Raw genomic sequence first — 22,384 nt, 5'->3', positions numbered from 1 at the left:
GCGCCCCCTGCGCCGGCCATCGCCACCGAGCAAGCCCCGCCCCCCGCACCGGCTGCTGTGCCCACCGCCCCTGCGGCCTCTGTGCCGCCCCCGGCGCCGGCACCGGCGGCCAAGCCCACGCCCGCCCCCAAACCGGCACCCACCACGGCCCCAACCAGCCAGCCGGCGCCGGTGGCCAAGCCCGCGCCGGCGCCCCAGCCAGCGCCAGCACCGGTGGTCCCCAAACCCACCGCGCCGCCACCCGCCCCTGCCCCGGCGGCCCCACCGCCGCCGACCGTTCCGTCACCGGCCCCCGCCTCCGAACTCGACATCCTGCGCGGCGCCCTGCAGCGCTGCGACGCCAAGGACAACCTGCTGTCCAAAGGCGCCTGCATCCTCAAGGCCCGCCACAAGCATTGCGGCTCGCTCTGGGGCCAGGTGCCGGAGTGCCCCCTGAGCAACAACAACGTCAACAACTGAACCGAGGGAACCTGCCATGAGCAACAAGCTACTCGTCTCCGACAACCCCTACTCCCTGTTCCGCCTGCCGGAAGCCCTGACCTGCTGGCAGGCCGTGCTGGTCGGTGGGGCGGCCTACCTGATCGCGGCCCTGCTGTTCGCGCTGGGCGGCCTGTTGGCCAAGGTGTCGTTCATCTTCACCGCGCTGTTTGGCCTGGTGGCGCTGGTGGTGGTGCTGGCCGGCGTCAACGGCGCGGGCATCTGCCTGACCGACATGGTCAACCGCCGCCCGTACCGGGGCGTGCTGGGCTACATGCTGGCGGGGCTGTTCAGCCTGCCCAAGCTGCTGGGCGCCGGCCTGCTGCTGGGCCTGGTGTACCTGGGCGTGCTGCTGCTGGTGGCCCTGGTGCTGCTGATCTGCAAGCTGCCCGGGGTGGGCCCGCTGCTGCTGGTCGGTGCCATCCCGGCGCTGGTGCTGCTGATGGCGCTGACCATCGTCGGTTTCTACATGGCCTCGTCCATCGTGGCGCCGGCCATCTGGGACGGTGAACGGGTCATGCACGCGCTGTCGATCACCTGGGCCATCACCCGCAAGCACCCGTTCGAGGCACTGGCCAAGATCATCGGCGGGCTGTTCCTGTCGCTGCTGTTCGCGTCGCTGCTGTTCGGCCTGCTCACCTTTGCCAGCCTGGTGGTGGGCGGCCTGGCGGTGCCGATCATCGGTGTCGGCATGCACATGGACTTCGGCGCGCTGTTCGGTGGCTACGGCTCGGGCGGCGGCCACATGGTGGGCGCCGCCATCGGCTACGGCCTGGTGTACGCCACCGCGTCGGCCTTTGTGTTCCTGCTGCCCATGATGGTGGGCATCCTGACCTGGCGCGAGTTCTCGGGCAAGGTGGACCTCGACAGCATCCGCCAGCAGGCCGACACGGCCCTGAAACAGGCCGGCGAGAAGGTGACCGAACTGAAGGAGACCGCAGCGACGGTCGCGGCACCTGCACCTGCACCTGCACCTGCACCTGCACCTGCTCCCGCGCCGGAACCGGCCCTTGCACCGCAACCCGCGCTAGCGCCCGCCGCGCCGCACTGCCCGCAGTGCCAGGGCGAGGTGCAGGTCGGTGACCGCTTCTGCGAACACTGCGGCCACAAACTGGTCTGAGGTCTGCCATGCCCCGTTTTTGCAACGCCTGTGGCACCCGCAACGAAGACGACGCCGCCTTTTGCGACGACTGCGGCGCCCCCTTGCGCCGCCCAACGGCTGCCCCCGCACCTGCACCCGCACCCGCGACAGCTCCGGCGCCCGCAGCACCGCCCATCGCGGCCCAGACCCGCAGCGCCCGACGGGTGCCCCGCGCGGCCCTCTGGGGCGGTGTCGGGGCCGTGGGCCTGGCGCTCGTCGTGGGGCTGGGGGCCTGGGCCTGGACGGCCTTGCGGCACGGCCCGCCGAACGCGGCCGAGCAGCAAGCCGTGGCCGAGCGCTGGCTGCAAGGCCAGCAAGACCGGCTGCTGCGCGGCACCTGCCTGAGCAACTTCCCCTACCGCCAGAGCACGGTCAGCGTGGCCGGCTGGAACAGCGACACCAAGGCCTGGCTCGACGCCCTGGTCGCGGGCGGGGTCTACCAGGCCAACGGCAACGACGCCTACGGCAACTGGCTGTACGCCCACGGCCCCGAGGCCCAGCGCCACATCCGCCGCGGGCAGCTGTGCCTGGCCAACGCGGTCAAGCTGAGCCAGACCGCGCTCAAGTCCCCGAGCGCGCAGGAGCAGGCCCTGCTGGACCGGGTGCCCGACGGCCGGCGTTTTGCGCAGATCACCGTCACCTACGCCTGGGACACCCTGCCGGCCTTCGCCACCCAACCGCCGGTGGCCGACGAATGGCCTTCGGCCATGAAAAACACGACCGCCGAGGTGCTGCTGTTCCGCGACGACGAACGGGGCTGGCGCGAAGCCACCGCGTCCGACGAACGCCGGTTGAACGAGCAGGTGGCGGCGCTCGATGCCCCGGCACGCGGGAACACCCAAGCCCAGGCCGGCGGCGGTTTTGACCTGGGGGCCTGGTTCAGCCGCCTGTTCTCCTTCGGCAGCGGCCCGGACCGGGTGGCCGAACAGTTCATGCGCTCGGTGGCCGAGGGGAATGTGGAAGCGGCCGTGGCGCACCTGCACCCTGCGCAGCGCAGTCAGGCCACGGACGCCAAGATCGGCATGGCCATTGCCATGAAAACACAGGAACGCGGCACCACGGCCCCGTCGATCGACCGGATCGAAACCGAGGTGGAGCGCCAGACCGAGGAATCGGCCACGGTGCGCGTGGTGGTGCACTACGCCAACGGTCGCAACGACAGGGACCGCATGCAACTGCGCCGCCACGACGGCCATTGGTACGTGTGGATGAACTGAGGCCGCTGCCCCGCCGCCAGGCCCTGGCCTGGGCGGCCGCGGCCGGGGGCCTGGGACTGGGGGCGGCCTGGCTGGGTCTGGTGCAGGCCCCGGCCCAAGCCACACCCGCCCGCGCGGCCCAGGCGCTGGCCCCGCTGCAGGCGGGCAACGTCGCCGGCAACCTGCTGTTCCGCGGCACCCGGTCGCTGGAGGGGCGGGTGGTGCGCTGGTTCGACGACGCCAGCGACTACACCCACGTGGGGGTGATGGTGCCCGCGTCCAGCGGCGGCTGGTCGGTGGTGCACGCCACCCCGGACGGCCAGGCCGTGGTGCGCGAACCGCTGGCGGCGTTCGTGTCGCACCCGGGCAGTTTTCTGGCGGCCAGCTTCGGCTGGGCGCCGGCCACCGGGCGCGCCCCGCAGGCGCTGGCCGAGTTGGTGAGCGGCTGGATCGGGCGCCCCTTCGACGGCGACTTCGACAGCCAGGACCCGCAGCGGCTGTACTGCACCGAACTGGTCTGGGCCGCGGCCCAGGCGCTGGGCTGGGTCGGCCCGCCGGCACTGCACACCCTGCAGACACCGCTGGGCCCCAAGCAGGTCATCACCGTGAGCCACCTGCTGCAGCGCCTGCCCCTGGTGCCCACCTGGGCCGGCCCGCTCGCCTGAAGGGCGTGCCGGCGGTCGCGCCTCAGGCGCGCTGGCGACTCACCCACAGCACCCCGGCCAGCACCAGCGCGGTGCCCGCCAGCACCCAGGCGTTGAACGGCTCGCCCAAAATCCACACCCCCATGAAGATCGTGGACAGGGGGCCGACCATGCCGGTCTGCGCCGCCAGGCCGGAGCCGATGCGTTCGATCGCCATCATCACCATCACCACCGGCGCGGCGGTGCAGGCCACGGCGTTGAGGACCGACAGCCAGACCACCTCGGGCGCCACCACAGCGGCCGACCACGGCCGCAGCAGCACGAACTGCAACAGGCACAGCAGGCAGGCCACGCTGGTGGCCCAGCCCACCAGCCGCAGCGCGCCCAGGCGCTTGACCATTTCGCCGCTGTACACCAGGTAGATGGCGTAGCTGACGGCGCTGCCGAACACCAGCAGGGCGCCGAGGGCGGTGCCCCAGCCGTCGAAGCGCACCTCGTGGCCGAACACCAGCAGCACGCCGGCGTAGCTCAGCGCCATGGCGCCGGCCTGGCGCCCGGTGATGCGCCGGCCGTACAGCACCCAGCCCAGCACCAGCACCAGGGTGGGGTTGAGGTACAGGATCAGCCGCTCCAGGCTGGCGCTGATGTACTGCAGTCCCCAGAAGTCCAGGAAGCTGGCCAGGTAGTAGCCGCTGACGCCCAGGCCCAGGATGCCCAGCAGGTCGCGCCGGGTCAGCGGCGCCACCGGGGTGCGGGCGCGGTGCGTGGCCCACCAGGCCATGGCCAGGAACAGCGGCAGCGCGAACAGCATGCGGTACATGATGAGCGTGACCGCGTCCACCCCATGGCGGTAGGCCAGCTTGACGATGATGGCCTTGCCGCTGAAGGCGATGGAGCCGGCCGCCGCCAGCAGCAGGCCGCTGGTCAGGTGCGCCGGGCGCGGGTCGGCGGCCACCGGTCAGGCCGCCTTGAACACGCGCAGCCACTTGGTGGCGGGCAGGCCCCAGCGCGCCTGGATCGCCTCGGCGCGGGCCAGCAACTCGAGCCGGCCGGGGTGCTGCGGGGTGCGCAGCGCCAGCACCACGGTGTTGCCTTCGCGCGTGGGCTTGAAGGCCCAGACCGCGTCCGGCCCGAACGCCGCGCGGATGCTGTCGAGCGAACGCTCGAAGCTGGCGTCGCGGCCGAACAGGTTGACCGTCATCGTCCCTTCGTCGGTGAGCAGGGCGCGGCAGTCGGCGTAGAAGGCCGGGCTGTCCAGCACCGGCGCGGCGGCCTCGTGGTCGTACAGGTCCACCTGCAGCGCGTCCACCGTGCCGTGGAAGGGCGCGTGGGCGGCCACCTCGGCGGCATCGCCCAGCAACACGCGCAGCTTGGCGCTGTCGGGCGGCAGCTTGAACCAGGTGCGGCAGGCGGCCACCACCTGCGGGTTGATCTCGATGGCGGTGGTGTCCATCTTCAGCTTCTTGAAGTGGAACTTGGTCAGCGCGGCGGCGCCCAGGCCCAACTGCATGGCGCGGCGGCGGGCGACGCTGTCGGGCTCGACGAAGAGCAGCCAGGCCATCATGCGCTGCACGTACTCCAGTTCGATGTCGAAAGGCCGGTCGATCAGCATCGAGCCCTGGACCCATTCGGTGCCCAGGTGCAGGAAGCGGACCTCGCTGTCTTCCGACAGGGTGACGGCGGGCAGGTCATCGGGGTCGGTGCGGGTGCGGCGCGGGCGCTCGGGTGGGGGGTCGGCCGGGCGGGCGGCGGCGCGGGTGCTCAGGCGGGCCATCAGGCGGCCTCCGCCGGGGCCAGGCCGTGACGCGCCAGCACCTCGCGCCAGGCCGCCAGTTTGCGCGCCAACGGCCAGCTGGCGTGGGCCGGGCTGGTGGAAGGCAGGCGGTACACCGGCAGGCCCAGGGCGCGGGTGTGGCGCGCGTGGCGGAAGCTTTCGCCGCCGTGGTGGGCCACCGCTTCCAGCGCCGGGCAGCGCTGGCGCAGGCTGTGCAGGTCGTTCAGGCGGGCGTGGCGGATGGCGCTGTCCAGGCTGCCGTCGCGTTCGCAGCTGGCGTACACGTCCCACAGCCCCAAGCCATGGGCGAGCAGCGCGTCGGTTCGTTCGGAATAGGGCATGTCGGTCAGGGGCAGGTGCCACAAGGCACCCAGGATCTTCCAGAATTGGTTTTGCGGGTGGGCATAGTAACGCTGCGCGGCCAGCGAGGCGACGCTGGGGAAGCTGCCCAGCACCAGCAGCCGGGTGCGAGCGTCGAGCAGCGGCGCCAGGCCTTGCAGCGGGGGCGTGCTCATGCCTCGGAGCGCCCGGCGGGCCACAGCGCCCGCAGGCGCGGCAGCACGCGCAGGGCGTTGGCGGTGGTGGCCTGGGCCAGCACCGGCACGTCCAGGCCGCGCAGGCGCGCCACCATGGCGCCGATGCGCGGCAGTTCGGCCGGGGCGTTGCGGCCCTGGGGCCGGCCCCGGGCGCGCTCGGCCGCCGGCACGTACAGCCACTGTGGCGGGATGTCGGGGGCGTCGGTCTCCAGCGCCAGGGCGTCCAGCGGCAGGCTGGCGGCCAGGCGCTGCAATTGGCGCGCCGTGTCGAAGGTGACGGCGCCGCCAAACCCCAGGGCCAGCCCCAGCCCCAGAAAAGCCTGGGCCTGCACCGCGCTGCCGTTGAAGGCGTGCGCCAACCCGCCGGCCACCGGCCGCCCCTGGCGGGCCAGGTTGCGCAAGCCGTGCAGCAGCGCGTCGGCGGAACGGCGCACGTGCAGCAGCACCGGCAGGCCGTGGCGCTGGGCCAGGCGCAGCTGCGCGGTGTAAAAGAGGGTCTGGCGTTCGCGCAGGGCCGGCTCGCACAGCGCGGGCACGAAAAAGTCCAGCCCGATCTCGCCCACCGCCACCAGGCGCGGGTCGTCGCGGTGGCGGCTCAAGGCAGCGTCCAGCGCGGCCAGGTCGTCGTCGGTCGCCTGGGGCACGCACAAGGGGTGGATGCCCAAGGCGTAGGCGTCGCCGGTGCGGTGGGCCAGGGCCCGCACCGCGTCCCAGTGGGGGCGCGCCACCGCCGGGTACACGCACAGGGCCACGCCGGCGCGACGCGCGTCGTCGCGGGCGCGCAGGCGCTCGGTGTCGGTCCATTCCGGCGCGTCGAGGTGGCAATGGGTGTCGATCCACATGGCCAAACGATTATGGGTCAGCACGACCGGGCACGCGCTGGTGCACAATGTGCGGCACCACCCAACCCGCCACCGGGGGAGAGAATTTGAGCCTCAAAAGCCGGTTTCTGCTGCTCACCACCGCCCTGACCGTTCTGGCCACGGGCCTGGCCTGGGTGCTGTTCAGCGCGGTGGCCGAACGCGTCATCGAACAGTGGGGCCTGCGGGTGGTGGACATCCAGGTGCGTTACGACAGCGCCCGCCTGTTGCGCCCGATCGAGCGCGAAATCGCCCTGGCCCAGCAGATGGCCGATTCGCAGGTGCTCAAGCGCTGGGCGCGCGAACCGCAGAACCCGCTGTACAAGGCCCAGGCGCTGCGGGAAATGGAGAGCTACCGGCTGAACTTCCAGGACCGCAGCTTTTTCGTGGCGCTGCAGGCCGACGGCGCCTACTTCCACAACAACGCCGCCAACGACTACGCCCAGCAGCCGCTGCGCTACCACCTCCGCCCCGACAACCCGGCCGACGCCTGGTTCTACCAGCTGGTGCGCCAGGGCCGGCCCTTCCACCTCAACGTCAACCCCGACGAAACACTGAAGGTCACCAAGCTCTGGATCGACGTGCTCATGCGCGACGGCGACCACACGCTGGGCATCGTCGGCACCGGGGTGGAGCTGGACGCCTTCCTGCGCGAGGTGGTGGACCTGAGCCAGCCCGGCATCACCAGCCTGTTCGTGGACGGCAACGGCGCCATCCAGCTCTACCGCGACCAAAAGCTCATCGACTTTGCCAGCGTGGTCAAACCCGAAGGCCAGAAAAGCCTGTTCACCCAATTGCTGGACCGGCCCGAAGACCGCGAACGCATGCAGGCCCACCTGCAGCGGCTGCGCCAGCCCGACCAGCCCGGCGGCACCGTGCTGAACGACTTTGTGGTGATGAACGGCCAGCGCCACCTGGTGGGCATGGCCTACCTGCCCACCATCGGCTGGTACGAGGTGACGCTGATCGACCTGGACCAGCTGATGCCGGTGCAGCGCTTTGTGCCGATCGCGGTGGCCCTGGGGCTGGTGCTGGTGGCCAGCCTGGGGCTGTTCCACCTGGCCCTGCGGCGCTGGGTGGTGCACCCGCTGGCGGCGCTGGAACGCGCCATGCTGCGGGTGCGCGACGGCGACCTGGCGCCGCCCGAGCTGCCGCGCGCCGGCGGTGAAGTGGGCCGGCTGATCGGCCACTTCGACAGCATGGCCCGCGCCATCCGCGACAACACCCGCGACCTGGAGGCCAAGGTGCGCGAGCGCACCGAGGCGCTGGACCGCCTGGCCAGCGTGGACGCCCTGACCGGCCTGGCCAACCGCCGCGGCATGACCGACGCGCTGGCCCGCTGCGCCGAACGCGCCCGCCGCGACGGCGTGCCCTACGGCGTCATCTACCTCGACATCGACTGGTTCAAGCAGATCAACGACCAGCGCGGCCACGCCGCCGGCGACGCCGCCCTGGTGGAGGTGGCCCGCCTGCTGCGCGCCAACCTGCGCCCCTACGACCACGCCGGGCGCTGGGGCGGGGACGAGTTCCTCGTCGTGCTGGCGCCCTGCGACCGCGACACCCTGCTCAAGATCGGCGAGCGTATCCGCGAGGACGTGGCCGCCCAGACCCGCGACAGCAGCCAGCCGGTCACCCTCAGCATGGGGGGCACGCTGGCGCAGCGCCACGACGACTGCGACGCCCTGCTGCACCGGGTGGACGAGGCGCTGTACGCCGCCAAGGCCGCCGGACGCAACGCCTTCCGCCTGGCCGAGGAGCCCACATGACCCCCGCCCAACACCTCACCATCGTCACCGGCAGCTCGCGCGGGCTGGGCCGGGCGCTGGCCGAGCAGCTGCTGTCGCCACAGCGGGTGCTGCTGTGCCTGGCGCGCCGCCCCTGCGACGACCTGGCGCACCAGGCCATGCAGGCCGGCGCCCACCTGGAGCAGTGGTCGCAAGACCTGACCGACACGGCCGAGGCCGCCGAACGGCTGGCGCGCTGGCTGCACAGCCTGCACGCGCCGGGGCTGGACAGCGCCACCCTGATCAACAACGCCGGCGTGATCCCGGCCATCGGGCCGCTCAACGACTGCCCGCCCGACGAACTGGCCCGCGCGCTGCGGGTGGGGCTGGAGGCCCCGATGGCGCTGACCGGCGCCTTCCTGCGCGCCACCCAGGCCTGGGTGGACGCCGGCTGGCAGGGCACGCGCAAGGTGCTCAACATCTCGTCCGGGCTGGGGCGACGCGCCATGGCCGGCCAGGCGCCCTACTGCGCGGCGAAGGCCGGGCTGGACCACTTCAGCCGCTGCACCGCGCTGGACGAGGCCCGGCGGCCCCGCGGTGCGCGCATCGCCTCGCTGGCGCCCGGGGTGATCGACACCGACATGCAAACCCAGCTGCGCGCCGGCGACCCTGCCCGCTTCCCTGACCACGCGCGCTTCGTCGGCCTGAAAACCGAGGGCCTGCTGGCCACGCCCGCACAGGCCGCACGCCAGGTGCTGTCGCACCTGGACCGGCCCGACTTTGGCGACCCGGTGGTGGCCGACGTGCGCGACTGAGAGGACCGCCCCCATGCACCCGCCCCGCCCCCTGCACCGCCGGCGCTGGCTGGCCTGGGCCGCCCAGCTGGGGCTGGGGGCCGCAGCGCTGCCCACCCCGGCCCGGCCTGCGGCCGGCGACCCGGACGGCTTCTGGGCCCGCGCCCGCCAAGGTGGCCACCTGCTGCTGATGCGCCACGCCCGCACCGAAGCAGGCCTGGGCGATCCGCCCGGCTTTCGTCTGGACGACTGCCGCAGCCAGCGCAACCTGAGCGACGCCGGGCGCGACGACGCCCGCCGGCTCGGGCAGCGCCTGGTGCAGGAAGGGGTGCGGCTGGACGCCGTGTACAGCAGCGCCTGGTGCCGCTGCACCGAAACGGCGGCACTCGCCTTCGACCCGCACCACCCGCCGCACCGGGTCTGGCCAGCACTCAATTCCTTCTTCCAGGGCCAGGGTGACGGCGTGCGCCAGACGCGCGAGGTGCTGCAGCGCGCCCGCCAACTGCAGGCGCCGGCCAACTGGATGCTGGTGACGCACCAGGTCAACATCACCGCGCTCACCGGCGCCCACCCCGCCATGGGCGAGGTGTTCCTGACCCGGCCACACCCCCGCGAGGCGGCGCTGGAGGTCCTGGCCCGCTGGCGGGCGTGAAGCCACCGGAACTGTCGGCTTGGCGTCAGACAAATGGCCGAAGATGGTCACATAATTCATAATTCAATCGACCCACCCAGGAGCCTTGTATGAGCAGAGAAGTCGTCGTCGTCAGCGCAGTACGCACCGCCATTGGCACCTTTGGCGGCAGCCTCAAGGACACGCCCCCCACCGAACTCGGCGCACTGGTCGTGCGCGAGGCCCTGGCCCGCGCCCAGACCCCCGGCGCCGACGTCGGCCACGTGGTCTTCGGCCACGTCGTCAACACCGAGCCCAAGGACATGTACCTCAGCCGCGTGGCGGCCATCAACGGCGGCTGCCCCGAGACCACCCCGGCCTTCAACGTCAACCGCCTGTGCGGCTCCGGCCTGCAGGCCATCGTCTCGGCCTCCCAGGCCATCCTGCTGGGTGACTGCGACGTGGCCATCGGCGGCGGCGCCGAGAACATGAGCCGCGCGCCCTACGCCAGCCTGACCCACCGCTTCGGCGCCCGCATGGGCGACACCAAGCTGGTGGACATGATGGTCGGCGCCCTGCACGACCCCTTCCACAACATCCACATGGGCGTGACCGCCGAGAACGTGGCCGCCCAGTTCGGCATCACCCGCGAGATGCAGGACGCCCTGGCCGTGGAGAGCCACAACCGCGCCCAGAAGGCGACCGAGGCCGGGTACTTCAAAGACCAGATCGTGCCGGTCATGCTCAAGAGCCGCAAGGGCGAAGTGGCCTACGCCACCGACGAGCACTTCCGCCCCAACTGCACGCTGGACGACATGGCCAAGTTGAAGCCGGTCTTCGTCAAAGAGAACGGCACCGTGACGGCCGGCAACGCCAGCGGCATCAACGACGCGGCCGCGGCCGTGGTGCTGATGGAAGCCGGCGCGGCCCAAGCCCGTGGCCTGGCCCCGATGGCGCGCCTGGTGGGCTACGCCCACACCGGGCTGGACCCCAAGATCATGGGCGTGGGCCCGATCTCGGCCACCCAGGCGGTGCTCAAGCGCACCGGCCTGAGCGTGAACGACCTGGACGTGATCGAGGCCAACGAGGCCTTCGCCGCCCAGGCCTGCGCCGTCACCAAAGGCCTGGGGCTGGACCCGGCCAAGGTCAACCCCAACGGCTCGGGGATTTCGCTGGGCCACCCGATCGGGGCCACCGGCGCGCTGATCACGGTCAAGGCACTGTACGAGCTGCAACGCACCGGCGGCCGCTACGCGCTGGTGACGATGTGCATCGGCGGGGGCCAGGGCATCGCCGCCATCTTCGAGCGGGTGTGAGGCCGGCGGCGGCCCACGGGACACCGGCTTGAGCGCCGCGCCCGACCGCCCCGCCGCATTGCCCGACTGGGCGGCGGCCCTCGCCGCGCTGGAGCACGGGCTGCTCCAGCGCGACGTGGCCGCCCGCTGCCTGCTGCTGGCCACCCTGGCCGGCGAACACCTGTTGCTGCTGGGCCCGCCCGGCACCGCGAAAAGCGAGCTGGCGCGGCGCCTGCACCGGCGCCTGCCCGGCACCCGCTACTTCGAGCGCCTGCTCACCCGCTTCACCGTGCCCGAGGAGCTGTTCGGCCCGCTCTCGCTGCGCGCGCTGGAAGACGACCGCTACGAACGCCTGACCGACGGCTACCTGCCCCAGGCCGAAGTCGCCTTTCTGGACGAGGTGTTCAAGGCCAATTCGGCCATCCTCAACACCCTGCTGGGCCTGCTGCACGAGCGCCAGTTCGACAACGGCACGCTGCGCCAGCCGGTGCCGCTGCTGTGCCTGGTGGGCGCCAGCAACGAATGGCCGCAGGACGACGGCCTGCAGGCCTTTTACGACCGCTTTCTGCTGCGCGTGCCGGTGGCCCCGGTGGACGACGCGCACTTCCACGCCTTGCTGCTGGCGCCGCCACCCACCCCGGCCGACGCGCCCAGTGCCACCGGCCCGGGCGCCCTGCATCCGGCCGAACTCGACGCCCTGCGCGCCCAGGCCCAGGCGGTGGAGCTGCCGGCCGACGTGCTGGACCGCCTGCGGCAGGCGCGCCAGCGCTGCCGCGACCAGGACACGCCCGTGTCCGACCGGCGCTGGCGCCAGCTGGCCGGGCTGCTCAAGGTCCAGGCCGCCAGCCGCGGCGACCGCGCCGTCAACGCCTGGGACCTGTGGGTGCTGCCCTTCGTGCTGCCCCACCGCCCCGACGACACGGCCGCCTGGGCCGCCACCTTCTTCACCGACGTGGCGCAGGCCGAAGCGCTGGACACCACCGGCCTGCAGGCCGCGGTGGACGCCTTCGAGGGCCAGCTCGACATCGAGCGGCGCACCCCGGCCGACGGCCCCGACGACAGCGCCGGCAAACTCGCGCTGGCCCAGGCCCTGGCCGGCCCCAGCGGCGACAGCGAGATGCTGCGCCTGGTGTCCGACCGGGCACACAAGCGCTACAGCGCCGGGCACGTGGCCAGCCGCGTGGCGCAGCTGGACGGCCTGTGCGACCAGATCGACGCCCTGTGCGTGGCCGTCAGCACCCAGGCCGACGCCGTCACCGCGGCGGCGCGGGCCCACCCGTGGCTGCCGCCGTCGTGGTGCGCCCACATCGCAGCGGTGCACGGGCAACGCCGTGCCCAGGCGCAGGCGCTGCAGGCGCAGGCCCACGGCGTGCGCGCCGGCTTTGCCGCCCTGCCGGTGGACCCGGCCAGCACCGAGCCAGAGCCCATCGCGCCGCCCGAGGGGGCGGCGACGTTGCCTGCGGACACCGCACCCGCGCCCCGGCCCACGGCCCCCTGAACCGCGCCCGCCGGCCCCAGGCCCACCCGCCTGCCCCCACCCGACCATGCCCACCGCCTGCGGCCCGGCCCACATCAACCGCCCCTACCACCACCTGGGCGAGCTGCCGCAGCCGCTGTGGCGCTGGGCGGTGGTCTGCAGCAGCGGCCCGGCCGTGCGGCGCCTGCCCGACCTGCCCGCCTGGCGCGACGCCCTGCTGCAAGGCCGCCTGCCCGACCCGGCGCTCGACTTCGGCGACCCCGCCGCCACCCAGCCGCTGCGCCAGGTCGTCGGCGAACTGGCCCTGACCGACCTCACCCGCGACCAGCCCGCGCTGGCCCAGCAGCTGCTGCAAAGCCTGCTCTGGCACCTGGACCACCTGATCGACCGCCCCGCCGGCGAAACGCGCGCCCAGGCCATTGCCCGCACCCGCGACGACTTCCGCGACAGCTGGCAGCTGCAACGCCAGGGCTGGGAACAGGTGCAGGCCCTGACCCATGCCCTGGGCGACCTGGCCCACCTGCGCTGGGACGAACTGCAGGGCCTGCTGCAGCACCGCGCCTGGGGCGACGCCCAACGCATCGGCGAACGGCTGGCGCAGATGCCGGCGCTGCGCCAGTTCATCGACCGGGTCGGCCGGCGCGACCCGGTGCCCGACGCCGCGCCCGCCCCCCAGGCCCCGGCGGCCGCGCCGCAACCCAGCCAGACCCGGCCCGACGACGACCAGCGCGCCCCCGAGCCCACCAGCGTGGACGGCGTGCGCCGCTCGCGGGTGCTGGCGCGCATGACCGGCGCCGAAAGCGCCGGCCTGACCCACCCGCTGCTGCGCCGGCTCTGGCGCGCCCGCTTCGCCGAGGCGCAGCTGCTCACCTACGACGACCGCGCCCCCCAACCCCGCCCCGCCCCCGGCCAGGCCCAGCCGCCTCAGGCCGCGCCCCGCCCCGGGCCGCCCAGCGGGCGCGGGCCGCTCATCGTCTGCCTGGACACCTCGGGCTCCATGCGCGGCGCCCCGGAAAACGTGGGCAAGGCCTGCGTGCTGCAGGCCCTGCGCAGCGCCGGCGCCGGCCAGCGCCCCTGCCGGCTGCTGGCCTTCGGCGGCCAGGGCGAACTGCTGGAACGCGAACTGGCCCCCACTGCGGCCGGGCTGGCGGCGCTGCTCGACACGCTGGGCCAGGGCTTCGACGGCGGCACCGACGTGCAGACGCCGCTGGAACGCGCGGTGGAGCGCGTGCGCGAGGACGCCTGGCGCCAGGCCGACGTGCTCATCGTCAGCGACGGGGAATTCGGCGTCACCCCCGCCACCCTGGCCCGCCTGCGCGAGGCCAAAGCCACGCTGGGGCTGCGGGTGCACGGGCTGCTGATCGGCGACCGCGAAACCATCGGCCTGCTGGAGGTCTGCGACCAATTGCACTGGGTGCGCGACTGGCGCCGCCACGGCGACCAGCCGGCGCGCGCCGGCGACGGGTTTTCGCCGGTGCACAGCCGCAGCCTGACCGCGCTGTACTTTCCCAACGCCATCCGCCGCGACGGGGCCGACCCCGCCGCGCCGGCCCTGCCAAAATGACGTTTTTCCCCCACGGAGGCCCCATGCCACACACCCCGCACCCCGCCCGCCCGGCACGCCGCACCGCCCTCGTCTGGGCCGCGGCCCTGGCCGGCGCCCTGACCCTGGGCAGCGCCCACGCCGAGACCCCCACCCGGCTGCTGGTCGGCTTCCCCGCAGGCGGCGGCACCGACGCCATCGCCCGCATCCTGGCCGAACCGCTGAAAGCCGCGCTGGGCGGCCCAGTCATCGTCGAAAACAAGGCCGGCGCGGGCGGGCAGATCGCTGCCCAGGCGCTGAAGGCCGCCAAACCCGACGGCCACACCCTGTTCCTGTCGCACGACCACAGCATCTCCATCCTGCCGCAGGTCGTGAAAAACCCGGGCTTCGAGCCGGCCAAGGACTTTGTGCCGGTGGCCGGCTTCGCCACCTTCGTCAACGCGCTGGCGGTGTCGGGCGGCACCCCAGCCAAAAGCTACGGGGAATACCTGGCCTGGGTGAAACAGCAGGGCGGCCGGGGCGCGGTGGGCGTGCCGGCGCCGGCGTCGGTGCCGCAGTTCCTGGTGCAGGTGCTGGCCCAGCGCAACGGGCTGGACCTGGTGGCCGCGCCCTACCGCGGCAGCGCGCCGATGATGGCCGACATGCTGGGCAACCAGATCGCCGCCGGCGTCGGCTCCATCCCCGACTTCATCGAAAACCACAAGGCCGGCAAGCTGCGGGTGGTGGCGGTGATGGGCACCCAGCGCCAGCCGCTGATGCCCGAGGTGCCCACCCTGTCCGAGCTGGGCCTGAACGGCTTCGAGGACCTGCCTTACTACGGCATCTTCGCGCCGGCCGGCACCCCGGTGGCCACGCTGGAACGGCTGAGCCAGGCCGTGGCCCAGGTGCTGCAACGCCCCGAGGTGAAGGAACGCCTGACCGCCATGGGTCTGAACGTCGGCCACATGACCGGCGCGCAACTGGGGGCGCGCGAACGCGCTTACACCCAGACCTGGGCCAAAATCATCCGCGACAGCGGCTTCCAGCCGCAGTGACGCGGCGGGGCGGCGTCAGTCGCCCTGGAAGCCGCCGGCGCGGCAGGTCAGCACCAGGGTGTCGCGCCAGCCGATGGCGTCGGCGTCCTGCGGCTGGATCGGCGTGGTTTCGTGGATGACGCGGGCGTCGTCCAGCAGCAGCAGCGACCACGGTTCGGTCAGGGTGAAGCGCTGGCCGTTGGGGCCGTGGGCGTCGAACACCCGGCTTTCGCCGCCCTTGATGCGGTGGCGCCCCACCAGGAACACCGCCACCAGCTCCACCCCGTCGCGGTGCGCGCCCTCGGGCGTGGGGCGGCCGATGCCGTCGGTGGTGTCGATGCGGAATTGGTGCGCCTCGATGTACCAGCGCTGCGCGCCTTTGAGGGCCGAGGTCACCGCCGCCGTCTGCACCAGGAGGCGCTGCCAGGCGGGCAGGGCCACGGTGGCCGGGTCCATCGGGTCGAACCAGCGCTCCATGCCGCCGTGCAGGGCGTTGTACTCCAGCGGCTGCCAGTGGGCGCGGTGCGGCACGGGCTCCACCCGCTCGCCGTCCACCACAAAGCAGCTGTGGCGCCGGCGCCGGTAGCGGCCACCGTCTTTCAGGTACTGGTCGCTGGGCAGGTCGTCCCAGCTCGGCTGCAGGGCCGCCAGGCCTTGCGGCTCCAGCGCCAGCCAGTCGCACACGGAACGCGCGTCCATCAGGGCAAAGCCCTGCTGGGCCAGGGTCTCGTCCACACGGCTCAGGGGGACGCAGGGGGGCAGAAAATGGGCACTCATGGTGCCGCACAGTGTAAACCCGCACCATACCGGGGCGGGTAAACCATGTGGCCGGGCGGGCCGGGCTTGGGTATCGTGCGTTTGACAAAAATCAAGCACAATGGCTTGCACCTGGAGCCAGCGCGGATGAACGCCTCCCCCACCGATCCCCACCCCGCCACCGAGCCGGCCCCCGAGTCCGCGTCGGTCTTTGCCCTGCGCCTGGCCGACCTGTCGCCGGCCGACCCCTTCCGCTGGCTGGCGCGCGGTTGGCGCGACTTCGCCCGCTGCCCCAAGGTGGGCCTGTTTTACGGGCTGTGCTTTTTCCTCATGGGCCACGCGCTGTGGTGGGTGTTCCGGGCGGCCCCGGCCTACGTGCTGGCCCTGAGCGCCGGTTTTCTGCTGATGGGGCCGTTCCTCTGCCTGGGCATTTACGACGCCAGCCGCGCCTGCGAAACCGGCCGCCGGCCCTCGCTGCGCGCCTCGCTGGCGGCCTGGCGCCCCACCAAGGGCACCATGGCCATCTTCGCCGGGGTGCTGCTGATCCTGGAGATGCTCTGGGGCCGGGCCTCGCTGGTGGTGTTTGCGGTCACCTTCAACACCATGCCGTCCACCGAAAACCTGCTCAAGGTGCTGTTCAGCCTGCAGAACCTGGAATTCCTCATCACCTACACCGTGGTCGGCGCCGTTTTTGCCGGGCTGATCTTCGTCACCAGCGTCATCGCCATCCCCATGATCCTGGACCGGCAGGTGGACGCGATCTCGGCCGGGCTGACCAGCATCCGCGCCTGCCTGCAGAACCCCGGGGTGATGCTGCTGTGGGGCGCGCTCATCACCGTCACCGTGCTGCTGGCGATGCTGCCGGGCTTCCTGGGCCTGTTTGTGGCCGGGCCGGTGCTGGGCCACGCCACCTGGCACGCCTACCGCGGCATCGTGCCGGCCCCCACCCCGGCCTGAGGCACCGCCCACACCGCCTCCCGCCCACCAGGGTCTGCGGTGGCAGACCGCCGGCCCGCGCGCTATGCTGCGGGCCATGGCCACCCTGCAATTCAGCGATTTCCAGGTCTTCGTGCTGGTGCTCAGCGCGCTGCTGCTGTTCCTGTACGGGCTGGAGCATTTCAGCCAGGAACTGCAGACCGTGGGCCGCGACAAGTTGCCGCGCTGGCTGGGCCTGGCCACCCGCGACCGCTTCCGGGGCCTGCTGCTGGGCGCCGGCGTGACGGCGGTGGTGCAGTCCAGCAGCGCGGTGTCGGCCCTGGTGGTCGCGCTGGTCAACGCCGGCACGCTCAGCTTTGCCGCCAGCCTGGCGGTGCTGCTCGGCGCCAAGATCGGCACCACCTCCACCGCCTGGCTGGTGTCGTACAAGCTGACCCACATCGGGCCCTACCTCATCGTGCTGGGCGGCCTGCTGACCATGCTGCCGTTTTCCATCCGGGTGGTGGGGCGGGCCATCTTTTACTTCGGCTTCATCTTTTTCACGCTGGACCTGATCGGGGACTCGCTGGAGCCGCTGCGGCAGTCGCCCTGGGTGCTGCACTGGCTGGCGCGGGCCCAGGTGCTGATGGGCGTGGTCATGACCGTGGTGCTGCAGTCCAGCAGCGTGGTCAGCGGTCTGGCCATCGTGCTGGTGCAGCAGGGGGTGCTCGACCCGATGGGCGCCGTGGCGATAGTGGTCGGGGCCAGCCTGGGCACCACCGCCACCGGCCTGATCGCCAGCATCCCCATGGACGCCTTCGCCCGGCGCGCGGCCTGGATGAACCTGCTGTTCAACGCCGTGGGCGTGGTGCTGGTGCTGCCCTTCATCACCCCGTTCGGGGCCTGGGCGGTGCGCACCGGCGACTCGCCCGGGCAGGCGGTGGCCATCGCCAACCTGGCGTTCAACGGGGCGGTGGCGCTGCTGTTCTTGCCTTTCACCGGCTGGCTGGGGCGGCGTTTCGCCCCGCGCGCCGAAGCCGCCCACACGCCACAAAACGCCCCGATCTGAGGCTCAGCCGGCCTCGGCCTCCTGCAGCAGCCGCCACATCACCTTGCCGCTGCCGCTCTTGGGCAGCGCGTCCACCAACTGCACCACGCGCGGCGCCTTGTAGGCGGCCATGTGCTCGTGGCACCAGTCGATGAGTTGCTGTTCGCTCACCTGGCCGCGGGCCTCGGCGCGCAACACCACCACCGCCTTGACGGTTTCGCCGCGGTAGGGGTCTTGGGTGCCGATGACGCAGGCCTCGGCGATGGCCGGGTGCTTGAACATCAGCGCTTCCACCTCGGCCGGCCAGACCTTGAAGCCGCTGGCGTTGATCATGCGCTTGAGCCGGTCGGTGATGAAGAAGTAGCCGTCCTCGTCCACCCGGCCCAGGTCGCCGGTACGGAAGAAGCGCTGACCGTCCAGCTCGAAAAAGGCGTCGGCGGTGGCGTCGGGGCGGCGCCAGTAGCCGTCGAACACCTCGGGGCCGTGCACCACGATCTCGCCCGCTTCGCCGGGGGGCAGCTCGGCCAGGGTGATCGGGTCGACGATGCGCGCGTCGGTGCCCACGAACGGAATGCCCAGGCACTGCTGCTTGGGCCGGTCGGGCGGGTTGTTGTGCGACGGGGCGGCGGTTTCGGTCAGCCCGTAGCCTTCGGAATAGCGCAGGCCGTACAGGTCCAGCAGCTTTTGCGCCACCGCCTGCGGCATGGCGGCGCCGCCACCGCCGATGAACACCAGGCTGGACAGGTCGTGGCTGGCGAAGTTCGGGCTGGCCAGCAGGTCGATGATCATGGTCGGGATGTTGACCCAGTGCGTCACCTGCCAGCGGGCGATCAGGCGCCCGGCCAGTTCGCGGTCCCAGCGCGGCATGACGACCATGGTCGAACCGTTGTAAACGCTGCCGTGCATGCCCACCACCATGCCGGTGATGTGGAACATGGGCACCACCAGCAGGGACACGTTCTCGGCCGTGCCGTTGCTCCACAGGGTGCTGGCCACGGCGTTGTGCATCAGGGTGCGGTGCGGGTGCATGCAGCCCTTGGGCAGGCCGGTGGTGCCGCTGGTGTAGGGCAGGGTGGCCAGGTCGTCAGGGCCGGCGGTGTGCGGCGGCAGCGGGTCGGGGCAGGCCAGGGCCTCGGCCCAGTCGTGCGCCTGGCCGCTGGCCAGCGTGGGCAAGGGGTGGCGCGTGCCCAGCCAGTCGCGCCAGGCGGCGGGCAGGCCACTGTCGTCGGCGAAGGCGTCCTCGGGCATGGCGTCGCGGTAGTGCACGCACAGCAGGTGGGCCAGGCGCCGCTCGGGCGGCAGGGCCGCGTCCGCCTGGCACAGCGCAGGCGCCAGGTCGGCGGCGGCAATGGCCACCCGGGCCTCGGGGTCGGTGATGTAGTGGCCCAGCTCCTCGGCCTTGTTCATGGGGTTGACCGGCACCACCACCGCGTTGGCGCGCAGGATGCCGTAGTAAGCGGCCACGAACTGCGGCGCGTTCTGCATGAACAGCAGCACCCGGTCGCCGGCGCGCACGCCGCGCGCGTGCAGCCAGGCCGCCACCCGTTCGGCGTTGCGCAGCAGTTCGGGGTAGGTTTGCACCCGGTCAAAAAACACCGTGGCCGGCTTGTCCGGGTAGCGGCGGGCGCTGACCTCCAGGTTGAACCAGAGCGAGGTCTGGGGCGTGCGCAGCGCGTGCGGCAGCCGGGCGGGCCAGTGGGCGTGGTGGGCGCGCCGCGGCAGGGGGGCGGGGGTGGGCGCGTGGCTCCCGGTGGGGTCCATGGGCGGTCTCCTGTCGTTGTCGTTGTGGTGCGGTCGGCGCGCGGGCGCAGGGCCACGCGCGGCACGCCACAGCATACGAAAGCCCCCGCGCCCTGACCAGCACCGCGCGCCGGCCGCCTGTCCCGCGCGGGACGCGCCGGGCCGGGCCACGGGCGCGACAGCCCACCCGCGGCCAGCTGCCTATCATGGCCGCATGTCCACCGCCCCCACCCCGCCACCGGCCACCCCCGCCCTGCCCCCGGTGCTGTGGCTGTTCGCGCTGTGCAATTTCGTCATCGGCACCGGCGCCTTCGGCATGACCGGCTACCTCGGCCCCCTGGCCGACGACCTGGGCGTGAGCGTGAGCGCCGCCGGCCAGACCATGACCGCCTACGCCCTGGCCAACGCCCTGCTGGCGCCGTGGGTGATGGTGGGCACCGGCCGCTGGCCGCGCCGCCGCGTGATGCTGCTGGCGCTGGGCCTGTTCACCGCCGGCACCGCCCTGAGCGCGGCGGCCCCGGCCCTGGGCTGGTTGCTGGCCGGCCGGGTGCTGATGGGCGTGGGCGCGGTGTTCACCCCCCTGGCCGCCGGGGTGGCGGTGGCCCTGGTGGCGCCGCAACAGCGCGGCAAGGCGCTGGCGCGCACCTTCCTGGGCATGAGCCTGAGCTACGTGCTGGGCGTGCCCTTCGGCGCCTGGCTGGGTCTGGCGCACGGCTGGCCCTGGCCGTTGTGGACGGTGGCGGCGGCGTCGCTGCTCATGCTCTGGCTGGTGTGGCGGCGCGTGCCGGCCCACATCGGCACACCGGGCACCGGCTTTGCCGGGCTGGGCGGCCTGCTGCGCCAGCGCGAGGTGCTGCTGACCTTGGGCTTCACCCTGCTGTACTTCACGGCCATCTTCACCGTGTCGGCCTACATGGGCCCGGTGCAATTGGCGCTCAACCCCCTGAGCCCGCGCGCCCTGACCGCCACCCTGGTGGTGCTGGGCCTGGCTGGGGTGGCCGGCACGCTGATCGGCGGTTGGGCCGCAGACCGGCACGGCCCGCGCCACACCCTGCGCTGGCAGATCGGCTGCATGACCATGGCGCTGGCGCTGGCGCCGCTGACCGCCGGCCACCACACCCTGACGGTGCTGGCCTTTGCGGTCATGACCGTGTGCGGCTTCGGCATGATGACACCGCAACAATCGCGGCTGGCCGAATGCGCCTTCGCCCAGGCGCCCATGCTGCTGAGCCTGAACGCGTCCATGGTGTACATTGGCACGGCCGCGGGCGCCGCCGTGGGCGGCGCCGCCATCGCCTGGCTGGGGTTTGCGCGCCTGTCCTGGATCGGCGCCGCCTTCGCCGTGCTGGGGGCGCTGACCCTGCTGCCCCGTTCGCCGTCTCCACCGCCCCACCGATGACCGACCACCCCGCCACCCTGCGCGAGATGCAGGCCCGCCTCGACGCCCTGCGCCAGGGCCAATGTGCCCTGACCGACTACACCCGCGGCGAACGCCAGCGCGACACGCTGCTGGCCGCCCTGCCGCCGGCCTTTGGCGAGGTCTGGCACAACCTGCTCGACCGGCTGGAGTCCAGTGCGCTGTTCGCGGAAGAAAGCTGCTCCTTCAGCCAGACCGACCTGCACGACAGCCTGCAGCTGTGGCTGGACAAGGCGCGGCAACGCCTGCCCGGCTGACCGCATCGTCTGTGGGCGCCTGGTCGGCCCGTTCGTGCAGGGCCTCGATGATGTGACAGTGGTCGTCCCGGCCGTCGCAGCGGTCGCGCAGGCTGCGCAGATCGCGCTCCAGCGCCCGCAGTTCGGCCAGGCGTGCCCGGACGTGGCGCAGGTGCGCGTCCAGCGCCTCGCGGGCGGCGGCGCAGTCGGCGGGCTGGCGCATGTCCAGGTCGAGCAGGTGGCGCACCTCGTCGAGCGACAGGTCCAGCGCCCGGCACAGGCGGATGAAGCGCAGGCGGTGCACGTCGGCCGGGCTGTACAGGCGGTAGTCGTTGCCGGCCCGGGCGGTGCGGCCCAGCAGCCCTTCGCGCTCGTAGTAGCGGATGTTGCCGGCGGACACGCCGGCGCGTCGCGCCGCCTCGCCGATGCGCCACACCGGCGCCGCCGAATCCGTGGATGCCCGCAACTGCGCTGCCATGCTTGACCTTTCACCGACTGCAAGGTTTCCAATTCTGGCAGAACCCCCAACGCCCCGCACGCCCCGGCGTGCCCACAGCCGCTCCCGCCCATGGCCTGCACCTGCCACACCGCCTGCACCACCGACACCCCAGCCACCGTGTCTGCCGCCACCCACCCACGCTGGCGCCGCGCGCTCTGGATCGCGCTCGCGGTCAACGCGCTGATGTTTGCCGTGGAGCTGGCCGCTGGCTGGCACGCGGCGTCGGTGTCGCTGCTGGCCGACGCCATCGACTTCGCCGGTGACGCGGCCAACTACGGCCTGTCGCTGGCGGTGCTGGGCATGGCCGTCGCCTGGCGCAGCCGGGCGGCCTGGGTCAAGGGCGCCACCATGTTCGGCTACGGCCTGTTCGTGCTGGGCAAATCGGCCTGGGTCTGGGCCCAGGGCACCGTGCCCGACGCCGTCACCATGGGCGCGGTGGCGGTGCTGGCGTTCACCGCCAACCTGGCGGTGGCCGCGCTGCTGTACGCCTGGCGCCACGGCGACGCCAACATGCGCAGCGTCTGGCTGTGCTCGCGCAACGACGCGCTGAGCAACCTGGCGGTGCTGGCCGCCGCCGGCGGGGTGTTGGGCGCCGGTCACGGCTGGCCCGACTGGACGGTGGCGGCGGTCATGGCCGGCCTCGCCCTGTCGGCCGGCTGGACGGTGATGCGCCTGGCCCGCCAGGAACT

22 protein-coding genes and 1 pseudogene are annotated in these 22,384 nt (G+C 72.7%); 16 read left to right on the top strand and 7 right to left on the bottom strand.

The genetic code is table 11. The features are described from left to right. From HA630_RS22510 to HA630_RS17395, 4 genes and pseudogenes are all read left to right on the top strand, one after another. Positions 1 to 459 (top strand): annotated as a pseudogene (locus tag HA630_RS22510) (zinc ribbon domain-containing protein); the annotation flags it as partial. A 16-nt stretch (positions 460 to 475) separates the two neighbouring features. Continuing rightward, complete coding sequence (locus HA630_RS17405) at positions 476 to 1,597, top strand: zinc ribbon domain-containing protein (RefSeq protein ID WP_166836325.1); 1,122 nt, start codon at positions 476 to 478, stop codon at positions 1,595 to 1,597. An 8-nt stretch (positions 1,598 to 1,605) separates the two neighbouring features. Further along, a complete protein-coding gene (locus tag HA630_RS17400; RefSeq protein ID WP_166836324.1) occupies positions 1,606 to 2,835 on the top strand; it encodes a DUF4878 domain-containing protein in 1,230 nt (409 codons plus the stop codon). Next, on the top strand, positions 2,823 to 3,479 hold the full coding sequence (locus tag HA630_RS17395) for a YiiX/YebB-like N1pC/P60 family cysteine hydrolase (RefSeq protein WP_166836322.1): 657 nt from the start codon (positions 2,823 to 2,825) through the stop codon (positions 3,477 to 3,479). The genes HA630_RS17400 and HA630_RS17395 overlap by 13 nt, the downstream gene beginning before the upstream one ends. A gap of 22 nt (positions 3,480 to 3,501) precedes the next feature. Here HA630_RS17395 and HA630_RS17390 read toward each other — a convergent pair whose 3' ends face one another. The 4 genes from HA630_RS17390 to HA630_RS17375 are packed head-to-tail and all read right to left on the bottom strand — an operon-like array spanning position 3,502 to position 6,616. Continuing rightward, entirely contained in the window at positions 3,502 to 4,413 is a 912-nt protein-coding gene (locus tag HA630_RS17390; protein ID WP_166836321.1) for a DMT family transporter, read from the bottom strand. A 3-nt stretch (positions 4,414 to 4,416) separates the two neighbouring features. After that, positions 4,417 to 5,232, bottom strand: a complete 816-nt coding sequence (locus tag HA630_RS17385) for a spermidine synthase (RefSeq protein WP_166836319.1) — start codon at positions 5,230 to 5,232, stop codon at positions 4,417 to 4,419. Then, entirely contained in the window at positions 5,232 to 5,747 is a 516-nt protein-coding gene (locus HA630_RS17380) for a DNA-deoxyinosine glycosylase (protein ID WP_166836317.1), read from the bottom strand. Before HA630_RS17380 ends, HA630_RS17385 begins: the two co-directional genes overlap by 1 nt. After that, positions 5,744 to 6,616 (bottom strand): TatD family hydrolase, encoded by an 873-nt coding sequence (locus HA630_RS17375; RefSeq protein ID WP_243855502.1) that lies wholly within the window; start codon positions 6,614 to 6,616, stop codon positions 5,744 to 5,746. Before HA630_RS17375 ends, HA630_RS17380 begins: the two co-directional genes overlap by 4 nt. A gap of 80 nt (positions 6,617 to 6,696) precedes the next feature. Between HA630_RS17375 and HA630_RS17370 the strand changes: the two genes are divergently transcribed. The 7 genes from HA630_RS17370 to HA630_RS17340 all read left to right on the top strand — a co-directional run bounded on the left by HA630_RS17370 (position 6,697) and on the right by HA630_RS17340 (position 15,105). Continuing rightward, positions 6,697 to 8,394, top strand: a complete 1,698-nt coding sequence (locus HA630_RS17370) for a sensor domain-containing diguanylate cyclase (protein WP_166836315.1) — start codon at positions 6,697 to 6,699, stop codon at positions 8,392 to 8,394. After that, complete coding sequence (locus HA630_RS17365) at positions 8,391 to 9,167, top strand: SDR family NAD(P)-dependent oxidoreductase (protein ID WP_166836304.1); 777 nt, start codon at positions 8,391 to 8,393, stop codon at positions 9,165 to 9,167. The genes HA630_RS17370 and HA630_RS17365 overlap by 4 nt, the downstream gene beginning before the upstream one ends. A gap of 13 nt (positions 9,168 to 9,180) precedes the next feature. After that, a complete protein-coding gene (locus HA630_RS17360; RefSeq protein ID WP_166836302.1) occupies positions 9,181 to 9,798 on the top strand; it encodes a histidine phosphatase family protein in 618 nt (205 codons plus the stop codon). A gap of 89 nt (positions 9,799 to 9,887) precedes the next feature. After that, positions 9,888 to 11,072 carry a beta-ketothiolase BktB gene (bktB, locus tag HA630_RS17355; protein WP_166836300.1) on the top strand — a complete coding sequence of 395 codons (1,185 nt, stop codon included), beginning with the start codon at positions 9,888 to 9,890 and terminating at the stop codon, positions 11,070 to 11,072. Between the two features lie 28 nt (positions 11,073 to 11,100). After that, positions 11,101 to 12,549, top strand: a complete 1,449-nt coding sequence (locus tag HA630_RS17350; RefSeq protein ID WP_243855501.1) for an AAA family ATPase — start codon at positions 11,101 to 11,103, stop codon at positions 12,547 to 12,549. 46 nt (positions 12,550 to 12,595) lie between these two features. Then, positions 12,596 to 14,092 (top strand): VWA domain-containing protein, encoded by a 1,497-nt coding sequence (locus HA630_RS17345; protein ID WP_166836298.1) that lies wholly within the window; start codon positions 12,596 to 12,598, stop codon positions 14,090 to 14,092. A gap of 23 nt (positions 14,093 to 14,115) precedes the next feature. Next, on the top strand, positions 14,116 to 15,105 hold the full coding sequence (locus HA630_RS17340; RefSeq protein WP_166836296.1) for a Bug family tripartite tricarboxylate transporter substrate binding protein: 990 nt from the start codon (positions 14,116 to 14,118) through the stop codon (positions 15,103 to 15,105). Between the two features lie 15 nt (positions 15,106 to 15,120). Here the strand turns inward: HA630_RS17340 and HA630_RS17335 are convergent, their stop codons facing one another. Further along, complete coding sequence (locus tag HA630_RS17335) at positions 15,121 to 15,861, bottom strand: 2OG-Fe dioxygenase family protein (RefSeq protein ID WP_166836294.1); 741 nt, start codon at positions 15,859 to 15,861, stop codon at positions 15,121 to 15,123. Positions 15,862 to 15,987: 126 nt separating this feature from the next. Between HA630_RS17335 and HA630_RS17330 the strand changes: the two genes are divergently transcribed. Both HA630_RS17330 and HA630_RS17325 read left to right on the top strand, forming a co-directional pair. Then, positions 15,988 to 16,797 carry a DUF2189 domain-containing protein gene (locus HA630_RS17330; RefSeq protein WP_166836292.1) on the top strand — a complete coding sequence of 270 codons (810 nt, stop codon included), beginning with the start codon at positions 15,988 to 15,990 and terminating at the stop codon, positions 16,795 to 16,797. Positions 16,798 to 16,873: 76 nt separating this feature from the next. Further along, positions 16,874 to 17,824: a Na/Pi cotransporter family protein gene (locus HA630_RS17325; protein ID WP_166836290.1), complete on the top strand. Its 951-nt coding sequence runs from the start codon at positions 16,874 to 16,876 to the stop codon at positions 17,822 to 17,824. Between the two features lie 3 nt (positions 17,825 to 17,827). Here the strand turns inward: HA630_RS17325 and HA630_RS17320 are convergent, their stop codons facing one another. Next, the gene (locus HA630_RS17320) at positions 17,828 to 19,564 is read right to left on the bottom strand and encodes a long-chain fatty acid--CoA ligase (protein WP_166836288.1); all 1,737 of its coding nucleotides are present in this window, start codon (positions 19,562 to 19,564) and stop codon (positions 17,828 to 17,830) included. A gap of 193 nt (positions 19,565 to 19,757) precedes the next feature. Between HA630_RS17320 and HA630_RS17315 the strand changes: the two genes are divergently transcribed. After that, a complete protein-coding gene (locus tag HA630_RS17315; protein ID WP_243855500.1) occupies positions 19,758 to 20,942 on the top strand; it encodes an MFS transporter in 1,185 nt (394 codons plus the stop codon). Next, complete coding sequence (locus HA630_RS17310; protein ID WP_166836287.1) at positions 20,939 to 21,217, top strand: hypothetical protein; 279 nt, start codon at positions 20,939 to 20,941, stop codon at positions 21,215 to 21,217. Before HA630_RS17315 ends, HA630_RS17310 begins: the two co-directional genes overlap by 4 nt. On the opposite strand, the gene HA630_RS17305 is transcribed toward HA630_RS17310, so the two are convergent. Then, the gene (locus HA630_RS17305; protein ID WP_166836285.1) at positions 21,147 to 21,674 is read right to left on the bottom strand and encodes a MerR family transcriptional regulator; all 528 of its coding nucleotides are present in this window, start codon (positions 21,672 to 21,674) and stop codon (positions 21,147 to 21,149) included. The genes HA630_RS17310 and HA630_RS17305 overlap by 71 nt on opposite strands. 90 nt (positions 21,675 to 21,764) lie before the next feature. On the opposite strand from HA630_RS17305, the gene HA630_RS17300 reads away from it, so the two are divergent. Then, positions 21,765 to 22,384 (top strand): cation transporter (locus HA630_RS17300; protein WP_166836283.1); only part of this gene is annotated, 620 nt, incomplete at its 3' end.

Source organism: Aquabacterium sp. A08 (assembly GCF_011742065.1).
The sequence above is the reverse complement of the archived record's forward strand: the minus strand, read 5'-3'. Positions and strand labels throughout refer to the sequence as shown.